At 64.1% G+C, this 21821-nt stretch carries 16 protein-coding genes, 1 pseudogene and 1 CRISPR repeat array; of the genes and pseudogenes, 16 read left to right on the forward strand and 1 reads right to left on the reverse strand.

The annotated features are described in order from the left end of the window. The 12 genes from Mlute_RS08030 to cas2e all read left to right on the forward strand — a co-directional run. A partial coding sequence (locus Mlute_RS08030; protein WP_119360200.1) for a PD-(D/E)XK nuclease family protein occupies nt 1-1670 on the forward strand: 1670 nt, incomplete at its 5' end. 212 nt (nt 1671-1882) lie between these two features. Then, nucleotides 1883-3523: a tetratricopeptide repeat protein gene (locus Mlute_RS08035; RefSeq protein WP_119360201.1), complete on the forward strand. Its 1641-nt coding sequence runs from the start codon at nt 1883-1885 to the stop codon at nt 3521-3523. Between the two features lie 87 nt (nt 3524-3610). Further along, nucleotides 3611-4600, forward strand: a complete 990-nt coding sequence (locus Mlute_RS08040) for a helix-turn-helix transcriptional regulator (protein ID WP_119360202.1) — start codon at nt 3611-3613, stop codon at nt 4598-4600. Nucleotides 4601-4622: 22 nt separating this feature from the next. Next, on the forward strand, nt 4623-7391 hold the full coding sequence (gene cas3, locus Mlute_RS08045) for a CRISPR-associated helicase Cas3' (RefSeq protein ID WP_119360203.1): 2769 nt from the start codon (nt 4623-4625) through the stop codon (nt 7389-7391). 3 nt (nt 7392-7394) lie between these two features. Next, on the forward strand, nt 7395-8948 hold the full coding sequence (gene casA, locus Mlute_RS08050) for a type I-E CRISPR-associated protein Cse1/CasA (RefSeq protein ID WP_119360204.1): 1554 nt from the start codon (nt 7395-7397) through the stop codon (nt 8946-8948). Further along, entirely contained in the window at nt 8935-9528 is a 594-nt protein-coding gene (gene casB / locus Mlute_RS08055; protein WP_245958902.1) for a type I-E CRISPR-associated protein Cse2/CasB, read from the forward strand. The genes casA and casB overlap by 14 nt, the downstream gene beginning before the upstream one ends. Then, entirely contained in the window at nt 9525-10058 is a 534-nt protein-coding gene (locus Mlute_RS08060; protein WP_119360206.1) for a DUF2939 domain-containing protein, read from the forward strand. The genes casB and Mlute_RS08060 overlap by 4 nt, the downstream gene beginning before the upstream one ends. A gap of 10 nt (nt 10059-10068) precedes the next feature. Beyond that, nucleotides 10069-11235 (forward strand): type I-E CRISPR-associated protein Cas7/Cse4/CasC, encoded by a 1167-nt coding sequence (cas7e, locus tag Mlute_RS08065; RefSeq protein WP_119360207.1) that lies wholly within the window; start codon nt 10069-10071, stop codon nt 11233-11235. A 2-nt stretch (nt 11236-11237) separates the two neighbouring features. Continuing rightward, a complete protein-coding gene (cas5e, locus tag Mlute_RS08070) occupies nt 11238-11933 on the forward strand; it encodes a type I-E CRISPR-associated protein Cas5/CasD (protein WP_119360208.1) in 696 nt (231 codons plus the stop codon). Further along, nucleotides 11908-12534, forward strand: a complete 627-nt coding sequence (cas6e, locus tag Mlute_RS08075) for a type I-E CRISPR-associated protein Cas6/Cse3/CasE (RefSeq protein ID WP_119360209.1) — start codon at nt 11908-11910, stop codon at nt 12532-12534. The genes cas5e and cas6e overlap by 26 nt, the downstream gene beginning before the upstream one ends. 3 nt (nt 12535-12537) lie before the next feature. Further along, nucleotides 12538-13482 carry a type I-E CRISPR-associated endonuclease Cas1e gene (cas1e, locus tag Mlute_RS08080; RefSeq protein ID WP_119360210.1) on the forward strand — a complete coding sequence of 315 codons (945 nt, stop codon included), beginning with the start codon at nt 12538-12540 and terminating at the stop codon, nt 13480-13482. 2 nt (nt 13483-13484) lie between these two features. Beyond that, nucleotides 13485-13877, forward strand: a complete 393-nt coding sequence (gene cas2e / locus Mlute_RS08085; RefSeq protein ID WP_119360211.1) for a type I-E CRISPR-associated endoribonuclease Cas2e — start codon at nt 13485-13487, stop codon at nt 13875-13877. A gap of 20 nt (nt 13878-13897) precedes the next feature. Then, nucleotides 13898-16857: a CRISPR direct-repeat array (repeat unit 29 nt; unit sequence GTATTCCCCGCACACGCGGGGATGAACCG). A gap of 193 nt (nt 16858-17050) precedes the next feature. On the opposite strand, the gene Mlute_RS08090 is transcribed toward cas2e, so the two are convergent. Then, nucleotides 17051-17365 carry a YkvA family protein gene (locus Mlute_RS08090; protein WP_245958903.1) on the reverse strand — a complete coding sequence of 105 codons (315 nt, stop codon included), beginning with the start codon at nt 17363-17365 and terminating at the stop codon, nt 17051-17053. Between the two features lie 244 nt (nt 17366-17609). Between Mlute_RS08090 and Mlute_RS08095 the strand changes: the two genes are divergently transcribed. The 4 genes and pseudogenes from Mlute_RS08095 to Mlute_RS08110 all read left to right on the forward strand — a co-directional run. Then, complete coding sequence (locus tag Mlute_RS08095) at nt 17610-19154, forward strand: glutathione ABC transporter substrate-binding protein (RefSeq protein ID WP_119360212.1); 1545 nt, start codon at nt 17610-17612, stop codon at nt 19152-19154. Between the two features lie 80 nt (nt 19155-19234). Further along, on the forward strand, nt 19235-20155 hold the full coding sequence (locus Mlute_RS08100; RefSeq protein ID WP_119360213.1) for an ABC transporter permease: 921 nt from the start codon (nt 19235-19237) through the stop codon (nt 20153-20155). Then, on the forward strand, nt 20148-21197 hold the full coding sequence (locus Mlute_RS08105) for an ABC transporter permease (RefSeq protein ID WP_119360214.1): 1050 nt from the start codon (nt 20148-20150) through the stop codon (nt 21195-21197). The genes Mlute_RS08100 and Mlute_RS08105 overlap by 8 nt, the downstream gene beginning before the upstream one ends. A 62-nt stretch (nt 21198-21259) precedes the next feature. Beyond that, nucleotides 21260-21821: pseudogene (locus tag Mlute_RS08110) on the forward strand (protease complex subunit PrcB family protein); the annotation flags it as partial.

Genomic DNA, 21821 nt, shown 5'->3' on the forward strand with positions numbered 1-21821 from the left:
CCCTCCCCGCCCGCCCAGTCCACCGGCTAAGCTTCCGCGCCCCGAACCCGGTGAGCGAGGCCCGCTGGGTCCTCCAGGCCATCAAGCGCGACCTGGCCCAGGGCCTCCCACCGCTGGTGCTGGCCATCGTGGCCCCCGAGCCCCGCATCCCAACCTTTCTCACCCTGGCCGACGAGTACGGGCTGCCCCTGGTCAACCAGCTTCCTCTCACCACCGCCGACACCCCTGAAGGACGGCTTCTGCTGGCGCTTTTAGAGCTTCCCGACTACCCCACCCCAAGCCGCCTGCTGGCCCTACCCGAGCTCGCGCCGCTGGGGCGGGCAGCCCTGGAGCGAGGGCTGGTGGGCCTGGAGGCCATCACCCGGCTGGCTGAGGAGCTTGGCATGGGCGTGGTCTGGAAGACCTGGCTGTCCCGGCTGCGCGCCCCAGGCGAGGAGGGGCTAAGCACCACCGAAAACCCGCCCTCCCCCCTGGCCTGGGCCAAGGAGCTGTTGGACGCCTTGCCCGAGGTGCGGCAAAGCCCTTCCCGGGAGCGCCTGATGGAGCGGGCCCGGGAGGCCCACCGAATCGCCTGGGGACCCCACTTCCGCCAGTGGTGGGCGGCCTTGCTGTCGGAAACCTACGAGCCGCGCCGCCCCAACGGAGGGGTGGCTCTGCTCACCCCCAACCTGGCCTCGGGGCAGCGCTTCCGCAAGGTCTACCTCACCTACGCGGTGGAGGGAACCTATGGAGCCGGGGAGGCGGAGGACTACTTCGTCCCCGAAGAGCTGCGGGTGGGCCTCGCGGAGGCCCTGCGACAGGCCGGAGGCCTACTGCCTCGGCGCTTTATGGGACGCGACAGACTGCTCCTAGAGGAGCTTAGGACCCGGGCCGAGGAGCTGGTGGTCACCTACCCCGAGGCCGACCAGGAGGGGCCTCTGGAACGCGACCCGGTCTTGGTGGGCCCTAGCCCGGCCCCCCTGCCTCCTCTCCCAGCGGCCAGTCCCCTCGAGGTGACCCCTCCCCAGCCCTACCGGCCGGGGTTGGGAACAGTGCCCCTGACCTCCCCCACGGTAGAGGAGCTGCGCCGCTATGAGGAGTGTTCCATGCGCTACTGGGCTGATCGGTTCGCCGAGGCCCCCAAACCGGAGTGGTGGCAGCTTTGGTTGGGGGAGCTGCGCGACTTAGGGAGCCTGGTCCCGGCCCGGCTCGAGGCCCTAGCCCAGCGGTTTCCCCAGGCCGAGGGCTGGATGCGCCGCCACTACCCCTTGCTGAAGGAGCTGAGGCTGGGCTTTTGCCTAGAGAACGCGGGACTGCGGGTTCGACTGGACGGCATACTGCGCAAGGGCCCTGAGGCCCAGATATACCGCTTCGTGGCCCCCAACACCCCGCCCCAGAAAGCCCAAGAAGAGGTGCAAAGGCGCTGGGCTGAGCGCTGGGCAGCAGCGTACCTTCTCACCCATCCCAAGCAGATTCAGCGGGTGTCGCTGTGGGCCTGGCCGGTGCTGGGGGAGCCGGTTCTAGTCTATGGAAAGCCCATAGAGGAGCCTTGGCGGTCGCTCAAGCGGCTGCAGGACAAAGTCCAGGAGGTAAGGGCGCGCTACCTGGCCGGGGAGGTGAGGCCCAACCCCGGCTTCCGCTGCCGCAGTTGCCCGGTTAAGGACGTCTGCCGCGAGGGCAGCTTGGGCTAAGCACCCTTCCGAAAGCGAGACAGGATTTGTCACCCTAGGGGCCCAAGCTGGGCCCCGTGAGGGCTTTTCTCCTGCTCCTGCTGCTGGTGCTTTCCCTGGGAGACCCGCAGGTCCCCTCTTCCGGCCCGCTTGCCGATGAACCCAAGTGCTGCTTGAACGGCTAAGGAGGGGATTCAGCCTAACCCGCACTCAAGCGTCGTTATGATGGAAAGGTGCGCAAGCATGACCTGAGCCACCTCCAAAGCAGCCTGCTGGCCCTTTTGGAGTCACATCCAGACAAGGTGGTTCCGGTTCTAAAGCGCTGGGTCAGCGAGGCCGACGGCTACGTGGCCTCCCAGCGGCTGGTCGGAGAGGTTTTCTCCCTTCTCCCCGAGACCTTCCTGCAGCAAAACCCCGCCGCGCTGGGGCCGTACGCAAAGGCCCTGAGCAACGCACGTATGCACGAGGCGCTGCTCGAGCTGACCGAGGGGCTGCCCCCCCAGGCGGAGCACGCCGAGGCCTTGCTCTACCGGGCCTGGGCCCTGAACCGGGCCCAGCGTAGCCAAGAGGCCCTGGAGCTGCTGGAGCGCATTGAGGGGCTGATCGAACCGGAAAGCCAAGGACAGCGGCTGCGGTTTTTGGCTGAGGCCATGGCGCGGCTCAACCAGCCAGGCTGGCAGGAGGTCTACGCCCAGGCCAGCCGGTGCCTTAGGGGACCCGATCTGGGCAGATGCCTTCACGACTGGGGGTACTACCTTCACCGGCTGGGCCAGACCGCCAATGCCCGCAGCCTGTGGGCCGAAGCGCTGGCCTACCTCTCTCACGACGCCTACTACCAGGCCTGGCTCCACCACAACCTGGGCATCACCGCGCTGCACAGCCACCCCGAGGAGGCTGAGTACCACCTGCTCCAGGCCGCAGAGATTAGCAAAAAGAAGGAGGCCGCGAACTTCCGGGCTCGAGCCCTGTGCGGCCTGGCCGCGGTGCGGCGGAGCCTAGGGGAGTGGGAGCGGGCCCTAAAAAGCTACCAGGCCGCAGTCCAGGCCGCCAGCGAGCCCGATGACCTGCGGGTGGCCTACCAGGGCATTGGCCTTACCCTGCGCCTGATGGGCAAACCCGCCGAAGCTCTGGCCTACCTCTGGCAGGCCCACGCCGCCGAACCCCTAGATGAGGTCTACGTGGACATCGCCATCACCAATCTGATGCTGGACAACCCAAGCGCGGCCGAGGTCGCCTTGGGCCAGGCCCAGCAGATAAGCTCCCGCGCAGCGATGAAGGCCCTGCTGGTTCGGGCTGAGCTGGCCCGCAGGAAGGGACAAGCCCAGGCCCTAGACACCCTCCTGAAGCAGATAGGCTGGTCGCAGCCCTGGCTGCTGGAGGAACAGACCTGCCTGCCGGCCTTGTTCGCCGAGGCCAGGCGGCGCGGCTACCTGGAGGCCTCCAGACCAAAAAACAGCAACAAGGCCCTCGAGGTAGAGGTGCGGGCCGGCGGCGTGCTGCAGGTCAAGGTCAACGGCCGGGAGATACCCCTGAGCCCCACCAGCCGGGCCGGCGAGGTGCTGGTGCTGCTCCTAGAGCACGGAGGGGAGGCCAGCTTAGACCAGCTCATGGACCAACTCTACCCAGAGGAAATCCACCGCCACAAGGCGCGGCGGGCCATCTGGCCGCACCTCGAGCGCCTCCGCGAAGCCTTGGGGTGGGAGCGAAGCGTTGAGGCCAAAGGCGGTACCTACCGCCTGGACCCCCGGGCCCGCTGGCGCTACGACATGCACGACCCTAGGGTAAGGCGCAAGGGAAAGTTTCTAGAAGGGGTCTTCTCCAACTGGGTGCAGCAGCGCCGGGAGGAGCTCATGCAGGAGGCCTCTGACACATGAGCCTAACTTAGTTAGGTATTCTCAGCCTAACAGCCCCAAAAAAGAAACCTAGACCATCTGTGGACGCTGGGCCGCTAGGTTGAAGATATGCCAAAAGGAGCCAGCCACAGAAAAGCCCAGCGCCTTCTGGAGGCCCGGGACCTGCTCCTGGCCCGCCCCTACACCGCCCAGGAGCTGGCCCAAGCCCTGGGCGTTCACAAGCGAACCGCCCTGCGCTACCTTCTGGAGGATCTGGGGGCTATTGAGGTAGAGCGAAACGGGCGCTCGCCCAAATACCAGCTCCTGCAAAGCCAGGAGCTGAGCCCTGTGGAAGCCCTGGTCACCCACAGCGCCCTGCGCCTCCTCTACCACCACACCCCGGGCTACGAGCCCACCTATTTCTCCGCCCTGAACAAACTGGCCCGCCGGCTGCCCATGCCGGCCCAAGAACTGGCCTTAAAGAGCACCCGTGACCTGCAGCACCGCAGCCTGGCCTACCAGGACCAGGGGCTAGCCATGGCCACGGTGGCCGAGGCCTGGTTTCGCCGGCAGCTCCTCGAGTTTGACTACCTAAAGCCCGGGGGCTCCGGCCGACCGCGCAAAAACCTGTTGGAGGTCTACTTTCTGGAGGTTTCCCGCACCAACCTGGGGATGTACGTGATCGGCTACGAGCGCGGCTACCACAAGGCCCTGCGGACCTACAAGCTGAGCCGGATGCGGCGGGTGCGGCTGGTGGGGGAACCCGGCGCGTACAACATTCCCAGCGACTTTGACCCCCGTCAGTACCTGTCCAACGCCTGGGGGGTTATCGGCAGCAGCGGAGGGCCCCCCGTGGAGGTGCGGCTGCTCTTCCGGCCCGAGGCCGCCTACCGGATTGAGGAGGGCGGCTATCCCAACCTGCAGATCACCCGCAAGCGCCCTGATGGCAGCCTGGAGGTTTCCATCACCGCAGGCACCGACAACGACAACTTTCCCCTGGAGCTCCTCTCCTGGGTGCAAAGCTGGGGGGCCCGGGTGGAGGTGCTGGCCCCGGAGCGCCTACGGAAGCGTTGGCTCGAGGAGGCAAAGCAGATCGCGGCGATGCACGACAATTTCTGACATCCTTAGGAGGAAGGCTAGAATGGTGTTGTCCGAGAGGGCTAAAGCGCTGTGGGCCAAGAGCGACCGGGATAAGGACCAGGGCCGGTGGCACCCGCTCATCGCCCACCTGCTGGATGTGGCCGCCTGTGCCGAAGCCATTCTGGAGCGCGAGCCAAAAAGAACTTTGGAGCTCTACGCCCAAGACCTTGGCCTCCCGCTCGAGCCGGCCAAAGCCTGGGTCTGCGCCCTAGCCGGCCTGCACGACATCGGCAAGGCCAGCCCGGCCTTCCAACAAAAGTGGGAGGCGGGTATGAAGCGGGTTTGGGAAGCAGGATTAACCTGGGCTACTCCCCCAACAGCACCCCCCGACGACCTTCCCCACAGCGTCATCAGCGAGGAAGTGTTGCCAGACCTCCTCGAGGCCAAGGGCTGGAATCCTCGAGCCGCCCGCAACGTCGCAGCTGCCGTAGGGGAGCATCACGGTTTTCGCGCCACACAGGAGAACCTCGACAGCGTGGTCGGCAAGGAGAAAGGTAAAGGAGCCTGGGACAAGGTGCGCGGTGAGCTGTTTGAGGCCGTGCTGAACGTGTTGAATGTGGGCGAAGCCCCCAAAGTTCCCCTCTACGGCGGTGCGGCCTTCCAGCGCCTGGCGGGCCTCACCAGCTTTGCCGACTGGATCGGCTCGAGCCTCGACTTCCACCCGCTCGGCGACGACTTGGGCGAGTATTACCAAAAGGCCAAAGCGCGGGCCGCGCAAAAGCTCGACAGCCTGGGTTGGTTCAGGCGGGAGCCCCTGATGCCCGAGCCGCAAAGCTTAGAAGCGGTGTTCGCCTACCTGGGTAGACCCGAAGAGCCGTTCCGGGCCCGCCCGCTGCAAGCCGCGCTCGAGCGCTTGCTGGAGGAAATAAGCGCCCCGGCTTTGTTCCTGGTCGAGGCCCCGATGGGCGAGGGCAAGACCGAGGCCGCGCTCTACGCCCACCTGCGGCTGCAGGCGGTCAACGGACACCGGGGGATGTACGTCGCCTTGCCCACCCAGGCCACCGGCAACCTGATGTTTGAGCGGGTCAAGGCGTTCTTAGACCGCTACGGAAAATCCCGCCGGCTCGACCTGCAACTCCTGCACGGGGCCAGCGAGCTTGTGGAGGCGTACCAAAAGATACGGGTGCGCCCCAACCTGCCCGACGAGGGGGAGGAAGGCGTGGAGGCCCAGGTCTGGTTTTCCCACCGCAAGCGGGGCCTGCTCTCGGAATACGCGGTCGGGACGGTGGACCAGGCGCTTTTGAGCATCCTGCCCACCAAGCACCACTTCGTGCGGTTGTGGGGGTTGGGGAACCGGGTGGTGGTGCTGGACGAGGTTCACGCCTACGACACCTACACCAGCGGCCTGATCGAGACCCTGGTGCGCTGGCTCTGGGCTTTGGGCTCGTCGGTGGTGTTGATGAGCGCAACGCTGCCCAAGGCCAAGCGGGAAGCTTTGCTCAGGGCGTTCGGGGCAGGTGAGATACCCGAAGCGGAAGAAAAACCCTACCCGCGCATTACCCGCGTCGTCATGGGCGACGCTAAACCCGCCGTGGAAACCTTTGAGGCGAGGGAACAGCCCACGCTGGCGCTAAGGGCCTTGTCGCTTGACCTAAAGGCCATCGCCGAGAAAGCGCTCGAGCAGGCCAGGCAAGGTGGCTGCGTAGCCTGCATCGTCAACACTGTGCAGCGGGCGCAGGAGTTGTACCAGGCGCTGGCGAGCAACCCGGATGGGATAGAGGTAAGCCCCGACGCCTCGAGGGGATGCGGGTTTTCCGGCTCCCCGCTGGCGAGCAACCCGGATGGGATAGAGGTAAGCCTGTTCCACGCCCGCTACCCGCTCGAGGAGCGCCTAGCGCGCGAGCGGGCGGTCATCGCTAGGTTTGGCAAGGAAGGCCGGCGCCCCCCAAAGGCCATCCTGGTTGCCACCCAGGTGGTCGAGCAATCCCTCGACCTCGACTTCGATGTGATGTTCACCGACTTAGCCCCCATCGACCTGGTGCTCCAGCGGGCCGGGCGGCTGCATCGCCATCGGGGGCGGGAGCGGGGACAGCACACCCAGCCGGTGCTGTGGGTGGCGGGCTTGGAGGCCGAGGGTGTGCCGGACTTTGGAACCGCCGAGCGCGTCTACGAGCGCTACGTTCTGCTGCGGAGCTGGCTCGCGCTGCGAAGCCGCACCCAGATCAAACTTCCGGACGAGATTGACCGCCTGGTGCAGGAGGTGTACAGCGAACCGCCGCCCCAGGGGCTTTCGGAGGCCTGGAGGGAGGCCCTCGAGCAGGCCCAGGCCCGCATGGATAAAAAGGACTCCACAGACCGGGATGAGGCGTTTTACGCCGCCTTCGGGCAACCTGAAGAGACCGATTGGCTCGAGCCCCAGACCTTCCCCAAACTCCCCGACGACGAACCCAACCCCGACGACGACCCCAGCCTGCTCCACACCCGCAAGGGCAGCCCCAGCGCCACGGTGGTGCTGCTGCACAAGGTGGGCGGTCGGCTCTGTCTGGACCCCTGCAGGAAGGACGTGGTGAGCCTCGCCAGCAAGCTCGAGCTTTCCGAAGCCAAGCGGCTCTTCGCTCGCTCGGTCAAGCTGAGCCGAGGCGAGCTGGTGAAAAACGACTTTGCGGCGCTGAGGGCGCACCGGAAGGCCCACGGCCTGCCCGCCAAGCCCTGGAGCGAAACCCCGCTGCTGGCCCAAGCCCATCCGGTGGTGCTCGAGAAGGGCCGCGCCGTGCTGGGGGAACTCGAGCTAGAACTCCACCCCGAGCTAGGGGTGGTTTACAGGAGGTGAGCTTTGCCCACGTTCAACCTGATAACCCAACCCTGGATTCCCGTGCGAGAGGGAAGTGCGCTGAGGCTCGTCGGCCTGGAAGAAGCCCTGCTGAATGCCCGGCGCTTCAGGCGCATCGAAGACCCCAGCCCCCTCGTGACCGCCGCGCTACACCGGTTGCTGCTGGCGATTTTGCACCGGGCGCTAGAGGGCCCACAGGACGCCTACGAGGCGGCGGGGTGGTTCAGCAACGGCTTTGACGCCAAGAAGATACGGGACTATCTGGCCAAACACCACGACCGCTTTGACCTCTTCCACCCCAATGAGCCCTTCTACCAGGTGCCCGACTTCACCCTCGAGCGCTCCCGCCGCTCCTGGACGGTGCTGGCCCCCGAACTCAACTCCGACAACAACAAGGTGCTCTTCGACCACACCGTCACCTCAAGGCCCCGCCCCCTCCACCCCGCCGAGGCCGCCCGCTTGCTGGTGGCCAACCAGACCTTTGCGCTCTCCGCGGGCAAAAGCGTGCTCTGCCACACCGCCACTGCCCCCGTGGCAACGGCAGCGCTGGTCATCGTGCTGGGCGAGAGTCTGCACGAGACGCTGTGCTTGAACCTAGTAGGCTACCCCAAAAGCGAGTACGCGCGCGATTTCGCCATCTGGGAGCAAGCGCCCTTGCAGGTGGCCGACCTAGCCAACTGCGAGGCTGCCAAAGCCACCCCCAAGGGCATCGTCCATCGCTACACCTGGCTCTCGCGCGCAGTGCGCCTGAACCCCGAAACCGAAAATGGCGAAACGGTGGTGCGCTGGATCGCCTACGCCTCGGGGGTTCGCTACGAGGAAGCCGCGGTGCGCCCCGACCCCATGGTGGCTTTCCGCCCCGACCCCAAAGACCCCGCCAAGCTGTATACGCTGGCTTTCCGCGAGGGGCGAGCACTCTGGCGGGACTTCGCCTCGCTCTTGCCCCGGCCCGGCTCCGAGCACAGCCTGGGGGTGGTAGAACACGCTCGGAATGTATACAGGGCGCTGGGAGCCCGGCTTAGAGGGCGAGGCATTCCGGTGATGGCCGCGGGCCAGGCCAACGACAAACAGGCCAAGGCCAAGATTAAGCTATGGCGGGGCGAGGTCTACCGGCTGCCCGAGGCCATCCTGAGCGATAAAGACATCTGGCGGTTTGTGGAGGAGAACCTCGAGCGGGCCGAAGAAATGGGAAGGGCATTGGATAGGGCAGCGTTTGCCCTGGCCAAAGAGCTCCTGAGCCTGGGGGGTCGGCAACCCAGCAAGGAAGACGTGAACAACCTGGTTCAGAGTTTTCCTCACCAAATCGCCTACTGGTCGGCGCTCGAGGCGCAGTTTGCCGCCTGGATTGAGGGGCTGGGCCTGGACTTTGAGCAGCACCAATCCCACCTCGAGAAGCGCTGGCAAGAGGTGCTCGAGCGCGAAGCCCTGCGGGCATGGAGGCTCACCGTTTTGGCCGTAGGGGACGATGCCCGGGCGCTGCGGGCCGTCCACAAGAGCGAGGGGGTCTTGCTGGGCCACATCCACAAACAAAAGGAGGTAACGGGTGCAAGCAAGTAGTAGAGAACAGGCTTTTATGCAGTACCTGCGCCGACGCAGCGAACCCGCCGACCTGGCAAAGCTACGCCGCGCTTTAGGTGACCCGGGCCAGGAGGTAATTCCGGTGGTTGAGGGGTTCCTGGGGCGCATCCAGGACGAGCGCGAAGACCGCTGGGAGCGGACTTGCTACTACCTGGTGGCGGGTTTGTGGGCGCTTACGGTGTCCTCATCGGAGCTAGAACAGCTCCGCCGGCAGCCCGAAGAGGAACCGGAGACTGGGCAAGCCGAAAAGAAGCCGGTGGGGGCAGGCTACCGCCGGACGCTGGGCCACGCCATCGCCCAGCTCTACCTGGCCCGCGATCAACCTAAGAGCCTCGAGCAGCGCTTTATCGCCCTGCTGGATGCCGATGAGGAGCAGCTACCTTACCGAATCCGGCAGATGGTGCAGCTACTCAAGAGCGAGGAGGGTATCCGCATCTACTGGTCGGAGCTCTTGCGCGACCTGCTGGCCTGGAACTCCGAGCGCAAGCCGGTGCAGCAGAAGTGGGCCAGGGCTTTCTACCGCACCTTAGCAAAAGAAGCAGAAGGAGAGGAAGAATGAACGCCGAAACCCAAGAAAAAGCCACCCCCACCCCCAAGAAGCCAGTTCTCTGGTTGGTATTGTTTGCCGGACTGCTATTGCTGCTGCTGGCCTACACCTGGTTTTCGCCGTACCTGACCCTTAGAGGCATCCAGCAGGCCATCCAGAGCAACAACCCCTCGGCCCTCGAGCGCTACATTGACTTTCCCCGGGTGCGCGAAAGCCTCAAAGCCGACCTAAACCGCATACTGGTAGAACAAGCCAGCCAAGACCAGACAGGCTTTGGGGCGCTAGGCCTGCTGCTTGTGGCTCCGCTAGTGGACCAGATGGTGAACGTATTTGTCACCCCCGAAGGTCTGGCCAGCATCGGCACCAGCCAGGAACCGCAGCAGAGCGACCTCGAGGCCGTTCGTGACTGGCGCCTCAAGCGACAGGGCTTTTCCCAGGCCTTGCTGCACCACAAAGACAACCCCGATGAGGGGCTTCTGATGGAACGACGGGGCCTGGGCTGGAAGGTAGTGCGGCTACAGATTAAGACCCTTCCCCAATAGGAGGAAATGCATGAAACACCTGCTCGAGATCCACATCCTACAAAACTTCGCTCCTTCCAACCTCAACCGCGACGACACCGGCAGCCCCAAGGACGCCATTTTTGGTGGCTACCGCCGCGGGCGCATCAGCAGCCAGTGCCTCAAGCGGGCCGTGCGGGAGTACGTGCGCCACAATCCGGACGGCCTGCCCAAAGAGGCGATGGCTTTGCGCACCAAGCGGTTGGTGCAGGTGTTGGTAGAACAGCTCAAGGAAAAGGGTCGGGACGAGGAGGAAGCCCGGCAGAAGGTGGTGCAGGCCCTAGGTGGGATGGGCCTGAAGGTAAACCCAGAGGGGAAAACCGAGTACCTGCTGTTTTTGGGCGAGCAAGAGGTGGCTCAAATTGCCAACCTCATCCATCAGCACTGGGACAGCCTGGTGGCCCCCCAAGCCGAGGAAGAGGGAGGCAAAAAGAAGGCCAAGGACGCCAAGAAAGCCGCCAGGGAAGCTGTCCCTGACGAGATCAAAAAAGCCTTGGGCAATGTGCTGGATGGGGGCAAGGCCCTGGACGTGGCCCTCTTCGGACGGATGCTCGCCGACCTGCCCGAGAAGAACCAGTACGCCGCCTGCCAGGTGGCCCACGCCATCTCCACCCACGCCATAGAGCGCGAGTTTGACTTCTACACCGCCGTGGACGACCTCAAGCCCGACGACAACGCCGGGGCCGATATGATCGGCACGGTGGAGTTCAACTCGGCCTGCTACTACCGCTACGCCGCGATTGACCTCGAGAAGCTCCGCCAGAATCTTCAGGGCGACACCGAGTTAATGTTCAAGGGCCTCGAGGCCTTCCTCAAGGCCTTTGTCAAGGCCAAGCCCAGCGGCAAGCAGAACTCTTTCGCCGCCCACAACGACCCCGAGTACGTGGCGGTAACGGTGCGCCGGGAGGCCGACCCGCGCAACCTGGCCAACGCTTTTGAGAAGCCGGTGCGCCCCAGCCGGGAGAAAAGCCTCACCGAGGCCTCGGTGGAGCGGCTCGAGGCCAAGTGGCAGAAGCTGGCCGGGTGCTATGGGCAAAACGGGCAGGTCTTCGTCCTGAACCTGACCGACCTCGAGCCCAAGCTGGGCTCACCGGTGAAAAGCCTAGACGAGCTCCTTGAAAAGACCCTGGAAACCATACGCACCAATCTGGGGGTCTAGCCATGCCCACCTTGCTCCTAAGGCTGGCGGGGCCCATGCAGTCGTGGGGTACCCGCAGCCGCTTCGACGAACGCGACACCGACCTGGTGCCCTCCAAGAGCGGGGTTATCGGTCTGCTTTGCGCGGCGATGGGTGTGGATCGCGAAGAGCGCGAGCCCGTTCTCGAGCTGGCCCGCTTGCGGATGGGGGTGCGGGTGGACCAGCCGGGCGTGCTGCGCTACGACTACCAGACCGCCCAGAACGTGATCGCCGCCGATGAGTCCAAGATTCATCCCACCGCCGTTTCAAATCGATACTACCTGGCCGACGCGGTTTTTCTGGTGGGGCTGGAGGGAGAGAACCGGGAGCTATTGGAGCGCGCCCACTGGTCGCTAGGGAATCCAGTCTGGCCGCTCTTTCTGGGCAGAAAAGGCTATGTGCCAAGCCCAGGAGTGTACCTAAAAGATGGCCTGCGCGACGAGCCTCTGCTGGAAGCGCTCCAATACCGCTACCTCGGGCGGGAGTGGCCGAAGGATGAGCAGGGAAAAGACCTCGAGCGTCTGCGCCTGCCCGTGATGCTGGAGAATCGGGAATCAAGTGAGGGCTCGCTGCGCATGGACCAGCCGCTCGGCTCATTTGCCGAGCGCCGCTTTGGAGCGCGCTTCGTGATTCCGGGCTGGGTGGAGGTGAGGCATGTACCTGAGCCGGCTCCAGCTTAACCCGCGCCACAAGCAGGCCCGCACCGACTTGGCCAACCCCTACCAGCTCCACGCCACCCTCTGCTGGGCCTTCGCCGAACCCAACCAAGCCCCACCGCGCTTTTTGTGGCGGGCCGAAGAGGACAAAACCCCAACGGTGCTGGTGCAGAGCATTGAAACGCCGAACTGGGAAAAGCTGCTGCAACGCTTCCCCGGCTACCTCGCCCATCCGCCCGAGCATAAGCCTATTCCCCTCGAGCACCTCCAGCCCGGCCAGGTTCTGCGTTTCCGCCTGCGGGCCAACCCCACCGTCACCCGCAAAGACCCCGAGAACCCCGAGAAGCGCAAGCGCCACGGGCTCAAAAAAGTGGAGGAGCAGCTCGAGTGGCTCCGTCGCCAGGGGCAAAAGGGCGGTTTTGAGGTGCTGGGCGCAATGATAGCCCAAAGCGAGCGGGTGAGGATGCACAAACACACCGAAGGACCGCCCATCGTGCTCCAGTCCGTGCTCTACGAAGGCCATCTCAAAATTACCGACCTGGAAAGGTTCAAAAAAACTTTGGCCAGCGGCATCGGCCACGCCAAGGCCCTGGGCTTTGGCCTTTTGTCCATCGCCAAAGGGTAGGGTATGAAGTACGAAACCCGCAACCTGCAAGAACTCCCTAAGTTCCGCGACGGGCTTTCGTACCTCTACTTGGAACATGGCCGCCTCGAGCAGCAAGACCAGGCGGTAGCCTTCTACACCCAAGAAGGCGTGATTTCTATCCCCGCTGCGGCCCTGGGGGTGCTCCTCCTGGGGCCCGGCACCGCAGTAACCCATGCAGCCATCCGTCAGCTCGCCAACAACGGCTGCTCGGTGTTCTGGGTGGGCGAGGAGATGGTGCGCTTTTACGCCAGCGGCATGGGCGAAACCCGCTCCAGCATCCACCTCATGCGCCAGGTGCAGGCCTGGGCCGACCCCCAGGCCCACCTCGAGGTGGTCAAGCGCATGTATCGTATGCGCTTTCCCGAGGGGCTTCCGCCCGACCTGAGCCTCGAGCAAATCCGGGGCCGCGAGGGCGTGCGGGTGCGCGAGACCTACGCCCGCTGGAGCCGCGAGACTGGCGTGCCCTGGAAGGGCCGCAACTACAACCGGGGTAATTGGGCCGAGGCCGACCCCATCAACCGCGCCCTCTCGGCCGGGGCGGCCTGCCTATATGGTTTGTGCCACGCGGCCATTGTTTCGGCAGGCTACAGCCCGGCCCTGGGCTTCATCCACACCGGCAAGCAGCTTTCCTTCGTGTACGACATTGCCGACCTCTACAAAGCCGAAACGCTCATCCCCACCGCATTTCAGGTGGTCGCTGAGTCGGAACAGGGCGTAGAGCGCCGGGTACGGTACACCTTGCGCGACCAACTCAAGCGGGTCAGGCTGCTGGAGCGAGTTGTAGACGACCTGCACCGCCTATTCAACGGCCTGGAAATCCCCGACCCCTACGCTGCCGACCCCGCGGCTCCGGGCGAGCTTTGGGACCCCGAGGGCAACCTTCCAGGTGGGGTTGCGTATGGCTTGGATGGCGAGGATGAAACCTAGCCATGGTAGTCATCGTGCTTGAAAACGTGCCCAAGCGCCTGCGCGGGGAGCTGAGCCGGTGGATGCTGGAGGTAAGCACGGGCGTCTTCGTGGGCAGTATGACCGCCCTCGTGCGCGACCTTCTGTGGGAGAAGTGCGTGGAGAAAAAGACCGCAGGCCGGGTCTGCATGATGTACCGCACCAACAACGAACAGGGCTTTGAAGTGCGAACCCATGGCGACACCACCCGTGTCCTTGTAGACTTTGATGGTCTAACCCTGGTCGCTGTGAAGAACGCCGAGTGGCAGCGTATCCACGCCAAGCGTAAGAAACCAAAGGCGACCGAGAACCTTGAAAAAGCAAATCCCGAGTCTATCACTCAGGATTCAGACACTTCCGAGGGGGCTAACGGCTGAATTTGCTGTTAGAATCAAGCGTATTCCCCGCACACGCGGGGATGAACCGGACACCCAGATCAAGAGGGGGGAGATTAAGACGTATTCCCCGCACACGCGGGGATGAACCGCCCCCACCCGCATCGGCCAGCCCGCCGCCAGGGTATTCCCCGCACACGCGGGGATGAACCGAACACCAAAACGCCTACACCAACCGCATCCTGTATTCCCCGCACACGCGGGGATGAACCGAACTTGGCGATTCCGGCGAACTTGGAAAAGCAGTATTCCCCGCACACGCGGGGATGAACCGCCGCACCGACCCTGCCTACGCTATTCCACCCCGTATTCCCCGCACACGCGGGGATGAACCGACCAGCACCAGTACCAGCGCGGCGGCCCCCACGTATTCCCCGCACACGCGGGGATGAACCGGTCGGAGAACTCCGTTTTGCGGTTGACGATGACGTATTCCCCGCACACGCGGGGATGAACCATCTTCGAGTATCCGGAGATCCCCGGGCAGACCGTATTCCCCGCACACGCGGGGATGAACCGGACTCCCCTTTGTCCCGGAGCACTGGTCGCGCGTATTCCCCGCACACGCGGGGATGAACCGTCAGAGACCGTCTGGCCGCCGAACAGGGCCAGGTATTCCCCGCACACGCGGGGATGAACCGAAAGCAAGTCAAGGTATCTGCCTACCCGGGGGGTATTCCCCGCACACGCGGGGATGAACCGCCCGCCAGGGCATTGGCCTCCATCAGCAGGGAGTATTCCCCGCACACGCGGGGATGAACCGTCAGGTTGCTCGCCATGCCGTAAAACCCGGTAGTATTCCCCGCACACGCGGGGATGAACCGCCCTCCTCGCTCAGGGGGTGGCCCCACAGTTGGTATTCCCCGCACACGCGGGGATGAACCGGCGGCCTCCTGGATGGCCCCCAGGGTGTAGCGGTATTCCCCGCACACGCGGGGATGAACCGCCATCAAACCCCATCTGCAACGCCAAATGTGGGTATTCCCCGCACACGCGGGGATGAACCGCCCTCGGCGGCAAGTGGAACGCTGAAGGCAAGGTATTCCCCGCACACGCGGGGATGAACCGTCAGCCTTCTCGGGCCAACCGAGCTGGAGTTTGTATTCCCCGCACACGCGGGGATGAACCGATGGGGAAAAATAGCCTCTCTTTGAGACCCATGTATTCCCCGCACACGCGGGGATGAACCGAGCGGGCAAGGGCCTTCAGGGCCACGGCGAACGTATTCCCCGCACACGCGGGGATGAACCGTGGGGAGGGGTCCAAAGGACTCACCCCCACAGGTATTCCCCGCACACGCGGGGATGAACCGGAGCTGTTGGGAATGTTGGGAGTGTGTTGGGAGTATTCCCCGCACACGCGGGGATGAACCGGGGGAACCACTTCTGATGAATCGGGTAAAGTCGTATTCCCCGCACACGCGGGGATGAACCGGGAATATCGGCGACGTCTCGGCCCCCCCCCCGTATTCCCCGCACACGCGGGGATGAACCGACGTAGATACCCCCCAAGCGGCAGGGTGGCCCGTATTCCCCGCACACGCGGGGATGAACCGTTCCGACAGCAAATCAGGCTGCCCCGTCGGCTGTATTCCCCGCACACGCGGGGATGAACCGGTGTATTCGGGTTTTCAGCTACCCTTCCTCGTGTATTCCCCGCACACGCGGGGATGAACCGGCGAATCCGCGGCTCTGGAATATCGCCGCGGAGTATTCCCCGCACACGCGGGGATGAACCGCCCCGACTTCCCTAGCAGGCTAATTGCAGGGTGTATTCCCCGCACACGCGGGGATGAACCGGACCGTCATCAAATCTACGTCTAACTGCTCGGGTATTCCCCGCACACGCGGGGATGAACCGGTCTGGAGACGCCTTTCCTGGTTGACCTTGTTGTATTCCCCGCACACGCGGGGATGAACCGCCACCCTCCAGGAGAACCACCCCATCTCCCAAGTATTCCCCGCACACGCGGGGATGAACCGGTTAGGGTGGGAGAGAAACAGTGGAAGCCCCTGTATTCCCCGCACACGCGGGGATGAACCGGGAGGGGTAAGGATTGGGACGAGGCGGTACTAGTATTCCCCGCACACGCGGGGATGAACCGGGCCGCTACGCTCAAATCAAAGGCTCCCGTCCAGTATTCCCCGCACACGCGGGGATGAACCGTTTTCCGCTTTGCGCGGGAACTCCCCCGCGTCGTATTCCCCGCACACGCGGGGATGAACCGTACGGTTTTGACCCAGAGGACAACCCCGACCTCGTATTCCCCGCACACGCGGGGATGAACCGCGGAACGCCAGCCGGTGCTTTCTGCCAATGGCGTATTCCCCGCACACGCGGGGATGAACCGCGCAGCCCCGGCTAAAGCCGGGGCTTTTTCAGGTATTCCCCGCACACGCGGGGATGAACCGGGGGTCGTGGCGGTCAGGTTGCCTACACTCCCGTATTCCCCGCACACGCGGGGATGAACCGCTGGTAGTTATTTTGAGCGGTCGGTTGCCGGTGTATTCCCCGCACACGCGGGGATGAACCGCGGGGGAACGTCCCCGATGATGAGTGGCGTGTGTATTCCCCGCACACGCGGGGATGAACCGGCCACCGCCATCCAGCGGGAGCGGGGAGTGGCGTATTCCCCGCACACGCGGGGATGAACCGCTCTGAAGGCTAAGCTGGAACGGGCTGAGGCCGTATTCCCCGCACACGCGGGGATGAACCGGGACCGCGCTAGCCGACCCAGCCCAGGTCAAGCGTATTCCCCGCACACGCGGGGATGAACCGCAGGTGGACTGGAGGAATCCCAAAGCCCAGTCCGTATTCCCCGCACACGCGGGGATGAACCGGCTTTGGCCGACCCGCGCAGCACGCCGGCAGAGTATTCCCCGCACACGCGGGGATGAACCGCGAATGAGCGCTTCGCGATTTAGCATGCCTGCGTATTCCCCGCACACGCGGGGATGAACCGCCGCCCACGCTCCCGTCTATGCGCTCATTCGCGTATTCCCCTCCGCATCACCCGCCCTAGGAAAGCCCTAGCCAGAGCATGTTGGCGTTTGGTTAGGGTTGGGATGGTTTACATGAAGAGATTGAGCAGAACCCAGCATAACACCCGGGCTACTCGGGAAACCAAACCGTTAATACTCGTTGGGTCTGCTCTTTTAATCAGGGGTGATGTGTGCAGCCACTGTGCCTACTGCGAGCAAAAGTACGCTTAGGTCGTCACTAAACCCCACCAAAGGGGCTAAATCGGTGACCAAGTCAATCGGCAGAAGAAAGTAAGCCAAGGCCCCCACAATAACTCGTTTAGCCCAGACCGGCGTGGTAGGGCTTTGGAGGACGTAGTAAAGCCAAAGGGCCTTTTCCACCAATTCCTGCCCTGCCCGGCAAGCAAAGCGACGGAGCTTGTCCCAAAAAGCAGCCTCGCTATAAACTTCCCGAGGCTGTATCCTGAAAAACTCGAGCTCTTCTCCCATCTCGCACCCCCAAAACCTGCTGCCTCCTTAGGGCAGCACTCCCTGCGAGTGAAATGTGAGTTGAGCTGCAAGATGTCCGGCCCCAATTTCCGTATTCTAGCAACACGTAGCAAGAAGCGCTCAGCATAGCTCATGCGGAGCCTTCATGATTGTGCCCTTTCGGCTCGAGCCCTAGGCCATCAGTCGGCAACCGATGGTGCGAGCAGGCTCGGTCTAGGGGCAGCGCTGCGAGAAAAGGAGGCCTATGCGAACCAAGCTGCTCGCCTTACTGGCACTTGTTTTAGCCCTTCCCATAGCCCTTGGGCAGGGGCGCACCCTGATTATTGCCCAAGGCACCGACCCCACCACGCTGGATGCCCCCCTAGCCACCGACTCTCCCTCAGCCACTGTGGTCAACCACGTGGTCGAGACCCTCTTTGAGTACACCCCCGACGGCAAAATCCAGCCTCTTTTGGTTGAGCGCTACAGCTTTAGCTCCGACCGCAAGACCCTCACCCTCTACCTACGCAAGGGGATAAAGTTCCACGACGGAACCGACTTCAACGCCGAAGCGGTGAAGTTCAACCTGGAGCGCCTCATCTCCCAGGAGCTGGCCTCAGCCTTCGCCTTCCTGCTCCGGGGACGGGTTACGGCTTTTGAGGTGGTAGACAGCCACACCCTGCGGCTGCGCATGCCTGAGCCGTTCGCGCCGGTGCTGGCCCACCTGACCCACAGCTCCACTGGCATCCAAAGCCCTACCGCCATCCGGCGGCTGGGCGTCGGGTACCGCGACAACCCGGTGGGAACTGGCCCCTACAAGTTTGACCGCTGGCAAAAGGGACAGTTTGTGGAGTTGGTCCGGAACGAAGACTACTGGGGAAGAAAACCAGCCATTGAGCGCCTGCGTTTCCTGGCTGTCCCTGAGGCCGCTACCCGCATGGCTCTGGTAGAGACCGGCCAAGCCCATGTGGCCGTACGGGTACCCCCCCAGGACGTCCAGCGGCTCAACGCCCGGCCGGAGATCGAGGTGGTCACCACCCCCAGCGTGCGCACCATCTTCTTCTACTTCAACCAAAGCAAGAAACCTTTTGACGACATCCGAGTACGCAAGGCCATCAACCACGCCATCAACAAAGAGGAAATCGTGAAGTTCGTACTGGGCGGCTTTGGCCGGGTCTCCGATGCCCCTATCAGCCCAGGCATCTTTGGGTACACCAAGGTCGGCTCTTACGAGTACAACCCCAACCTGGCCCGCCAACTCCTGGCCCAAGCCGGTTACACCGCCCAAAACCCCCTTCGCATCACCATTCACAGCCCCAACGGCCGCTACTTGCAGGACATCCGGGTGACCGAAGCGGTGCAAAGCCAGCTCAGGGCGGTAGGGGTGCAGGCCCAGATTCAGACCTTGGAGTGGGGCGCTTACCTGGCCGCCACCAACCAGCCTCGGGAGCGCAACGAAATTCAGATGGCCATGCTGGGCTGGGGTACCGTAACCGGCGATGCCGACTATGGTCTGTATGGCCTTTTCCACAGCTCCCAGCAAGCTCCCAACGGCTTCAACCGGGGCTTCTACGCCAACCCCCGCCTAGACCGCGTTCTAGAGCAGGCCCGGGTCGCCACCAACCCCCAGGCCCGCCAACAGCTCTACCGCACCGCCATGCAGATCATCTACAATGACGTACCCTGGGTCTTCCTGCACTCTGAGCAACAGGTCACGGCCATCCGCCGCGAGGTGCAGGGCTTTGTGGTACACCCCACCGAGCGCCTAATTGCCAGCGGAGCCAGCTTCCGAACTTCAGCCGAACGCTAAGCCAAAGCCCAACCCCGCCACGGGCGTGGCGGGGTTTTTCATACGCCTTGCAACCGGGTTAGGATGGCCCTCAGAACCAGATGACCACCTATATCTTCCGTCGTCTCCTGACCGTAATTCCTACCCTCTTGGGGGTCTTGCTTGCTGTGTTCCTGATGGTGCGGCTGGCCCCAGGCGACCCCGCCCAGCTCTTGGCTGGTGAGTTTGCCACCCCTGAGGCCCTGGCCGAGATACGCAAGCGCTTTGGTCTAGACCAGGCCTGGCACGTGCAGCTTGGGCTTTACCTGGCCAACGTGGTCCAGGGCGACCTGGGGGAATCGGTGCGGACCCGCAAGCCTGTGAGCTACGAGCTGGCCACCTATTTTCCCAACACCCTAAGGCTCACCCTAGGGGCCATGCTGGTCGCCCTGCTGGTGGGCATTCCGGCTGGAATCATCGCAGCCCTCCGGCCCGGCACCATCTTTGACCTTCTGGCCATGCTGGGGGCGCTCATCGGGGTTTCCATGCCGGTCTTTTGGTTCGGTCTGATGGCCATCCTCATCTTCGCTGTGGGGTTGGGTTGGTTCCCGGTGGCCGGTACCGGAAGCCTCTGGCACCTAGTGCTGCCCGCCATTACCCTGAGCACCGGCACCACCGCCATCCTAGCCCGGATGACCCGAAGCGCAATGCTCGAGGTACTCTCCCAGGATTACATCCGCACCGCCCGGGCCAAGGGGCTGCCCGGACGGGTGGTGGTCTTCAAGCACGCCCTGCGCAACGCCCTAATCCCCGTGGTCACGGTGGCTGGGCTGCAGTTCGGTACCCTGCTGGAAGGCGCGGTCATCACTGAAACGGTCTTTGCCTGGCCCGGGATTGGGCAGCTTTTGGTGGGCTCCATCCTGGCCCGCGACTATCCGGTGGTACAGGGCGCGGTGCTGTTGATTGCGGTGGCCTTCATCCTCATCAACCTGGTGGTTGACCTACTCTACGGCGCCATAGACCCACGGATTCGCTATGAGTGAGCGCAATTCCTCCCAGCAAACCGCCCCTCGCTGGCGACGGCGGCTTTTAAGAAACCCCTTGGCCATCGCCGGATTTGCCTTTATTGGCCTATTCGTTTTGGTTGCGGCTTTCGCTCCCTTCATCGCCCCTTACAGCCCGGTGGAGCAAAACCTAAGGGGCACCTATGTCCCCCCCATGCGAATAGAGTTCAGGGGGCCAGAAGGCCAGCCGGGCCTCTGGGTGCGGGAGGTAAGCCGCACCCCTTTAGGCCAGCTCGAGGTGGGCGAGGAGCTCTACCCGCTTCGGTTCTTCGTGCGTGGGGAGCCCTGGAGCTGGTGGGGCGGGCTGCTCAAAAGCGACCTTCACCTCTTCGGGGTGGACGGCCCGGTCAAGTTCTACCTGCTGGGGGCCGACGAGCAAGGGCGGGACATCCTGAGCCGGCTGTGCTACGGGGCCTGGATATCCCTCTCCATCGGGCTCATCGCCGTGGCCATTGGTCTGGCGGTTGGGGTGCCGGTAGGGCTTCTCTCAGGCTACTACGGGGGCACCTTTGACCTTCTGGCCCAACGGGTGGTGGAGGTCATGCTCTCCTTCCCTGGCATCCTTCTGGCCATCGTGCTGGTAGCCACCTTGGGCACCGGCCTGACCAACGTGATGATCGCGGTGGGCATCGCTGCCATTCCGGTGTACGCCCGGCTGGTGCGGGGCTCGGTGCTCTCGCTGCGCGAGCGGGAGTTCGTGGAGGCCAGCCGAGCCCTTGGCAGCCCAGACGGTCGCCTTCTCTTCCGCCACATCCTGCCCAACGCCCTATCCCCCATCATCGTTCAGTCCAGCCTACAGATGGCGGTGGCCATCCTCTTCGCGGCCGGGCTCGGCTTCCTGGGGTTGGGCGCGCGCCCCCCTGAGCCGGAGTGGGGCTTGATGCTGGCCCGTGGCCGGGAATACCTGGCCACCGCACCCCACGTGGCTACCTTCCCAGGCTTGGCCATTATGTTCGTGGCGCTAGGCTTCAACTTGCTGGGCGACGCGCTGCGGGACGCGCTTGACCCCCGCCGGGGCTAGCCTCCTTTGAGCAAAGCTTCACTCCGCTCCCCCTCCTCTTTCGTTGCCGATAAGATGAGGGTATGAAGCGATGGTGGGCAGTCCTGGCCCTGGGCCTGGTGGCCTGTGTGCCGCAACCCGACGAGCGGGCCTACTGGGTCAGCGAAATCCAGCTCCTCCTTCCCGAAAACACCGAGCGCTGGGCCTACTTCTACGGCGAACCGCAGGTGGTTCTCTTGGGGGAACAAAGCCTGAGCCTGAGCAAAGGCCCCCACCGCTCCCCCCTGGGCCTCCCCGAGGCCCTGCAGGTGAACGGCGAGGCCCTCTACCGCGAAGTCGGCCCAGCCCTGCCCCGCAGCGCTCAGCTAAGCCGGGGTTTTCCCGGTGGGCAGCTCATCTTGAGGGCCCGCCAAAGGGTGCAAAACGCCTGGCTTTTTGATGGAAACTGGTCCCGTCTGGTCGGACCATTCTCAGAAAACAGCGCCCAAAGCGTGGGGGCTCGAGCCGCTCCCCCTCAGTTTGAGCGGCTGAGCCGCCTCGAGGCCGAAGCGCTGCTTGCCGAGCTGCTGGAACGCCGGGGAGGACGCCCAGTGGTGCTCTTTGAGGTGGAGCCGCCCCTGCCGCCCCTGCGCCTCCAGCCCGCCC

The organism is Meiothermus luteus, from assembly GCF_003574085.1.
In the GTDB taxonomy this organism is placed as follows: Bacteria; Deinococcota; Deinococci; order Deinococcales; family Thermaceae; genus Meiothermus; species Meiothermus luteus.

Excerpts from the sequence above, each read along its gene's own strand:
- Mlute_RS08100 (WP_119360213.1), top strand. The coding sequence starts at position 19,235 with ATGACCACCTATATCTTCCGTCGTCTCCTGACCGTAATTCCTACCCTC.
- cas2e (WP_119360211.1), top strand. The coding sequence starts at position 13,485 with ATGGTAGTCATCGTGCTTGAAAACGTGCCCAAGCGCCTGCGCGGGGAG.
- cas5e (WP_119360208.1), top strand. The coding sequence starts at position 11,238 with ATGCCCACCTTGCTCCTAAGGCTGGCGGGGCCCATGCAGTCGTGGGGT.
- cas7e (WP_119360207.1), top strand. The coding sequence starts at position 10,069 with ATGAAACACCTGCTCGAGATCCACATCCTACAAAACTTCGCTCCTTCC.
- cas3 (WP_119360203.1), top strand. The coding sequence starts at position 4,623 with ATGGTGTTGTCCGAGAGGGCTAAAGCGCTGTGGGCCAAGAGCGACCGG.
- Mlute_RS08040 (WP_119360202.1), top strand. The coding sequence starts at position 3,611 with ATGCCAAAAGGAGCCAGCCACAGAAAAGCCCAGCGCCTTCTGGAGGCC.
- Mlute_RS08090 (WP_245958903.1), bottom strand. The coding sequence starts at position 17,365 with ATGGGAGAAGAGCTCGAGTTTTTCAGGATACAGCCTCGGGAAGTTTAT.
- Mlute_RS08060 (WP_119360206.1), top strand. The coding sequence starts at position 9,525 with ATGAACGCCGAAACCCAAGAAAAAGCCACCCCCACCCCCAAGAAGCCA.
- cas6e (WP_119360209.1), top strand. The coding sequence starts at position 11,908 with ATGTACCTGAGCCGGCTCCAGCTTAACCCGCGCCACAAGCAGGCCCGC.
- Mlute_RS08095 (WP_119360212.1), top strand. The coding sequence starts at position 17,610 with ATGCGAACCAAGCTGCTCGCCTTACTGGCACTTGTTTTAGCCCTTCCC.
- cas1e (WP_119360210.1), top strand. The coding sequence starts at position 12,538 with ATGAAGTACGAAACCCGCAACCTGCAAGAACTCCCTAAGTTCCGCGAC.
- Mlute_RS08105 (WP_119360214.1), top strand. The coding sequence starts at position 20,148 with ATGAGTGAGCGCAATTCCTCCCAGCAAACCGCCCCTCGCTGGCGACGG.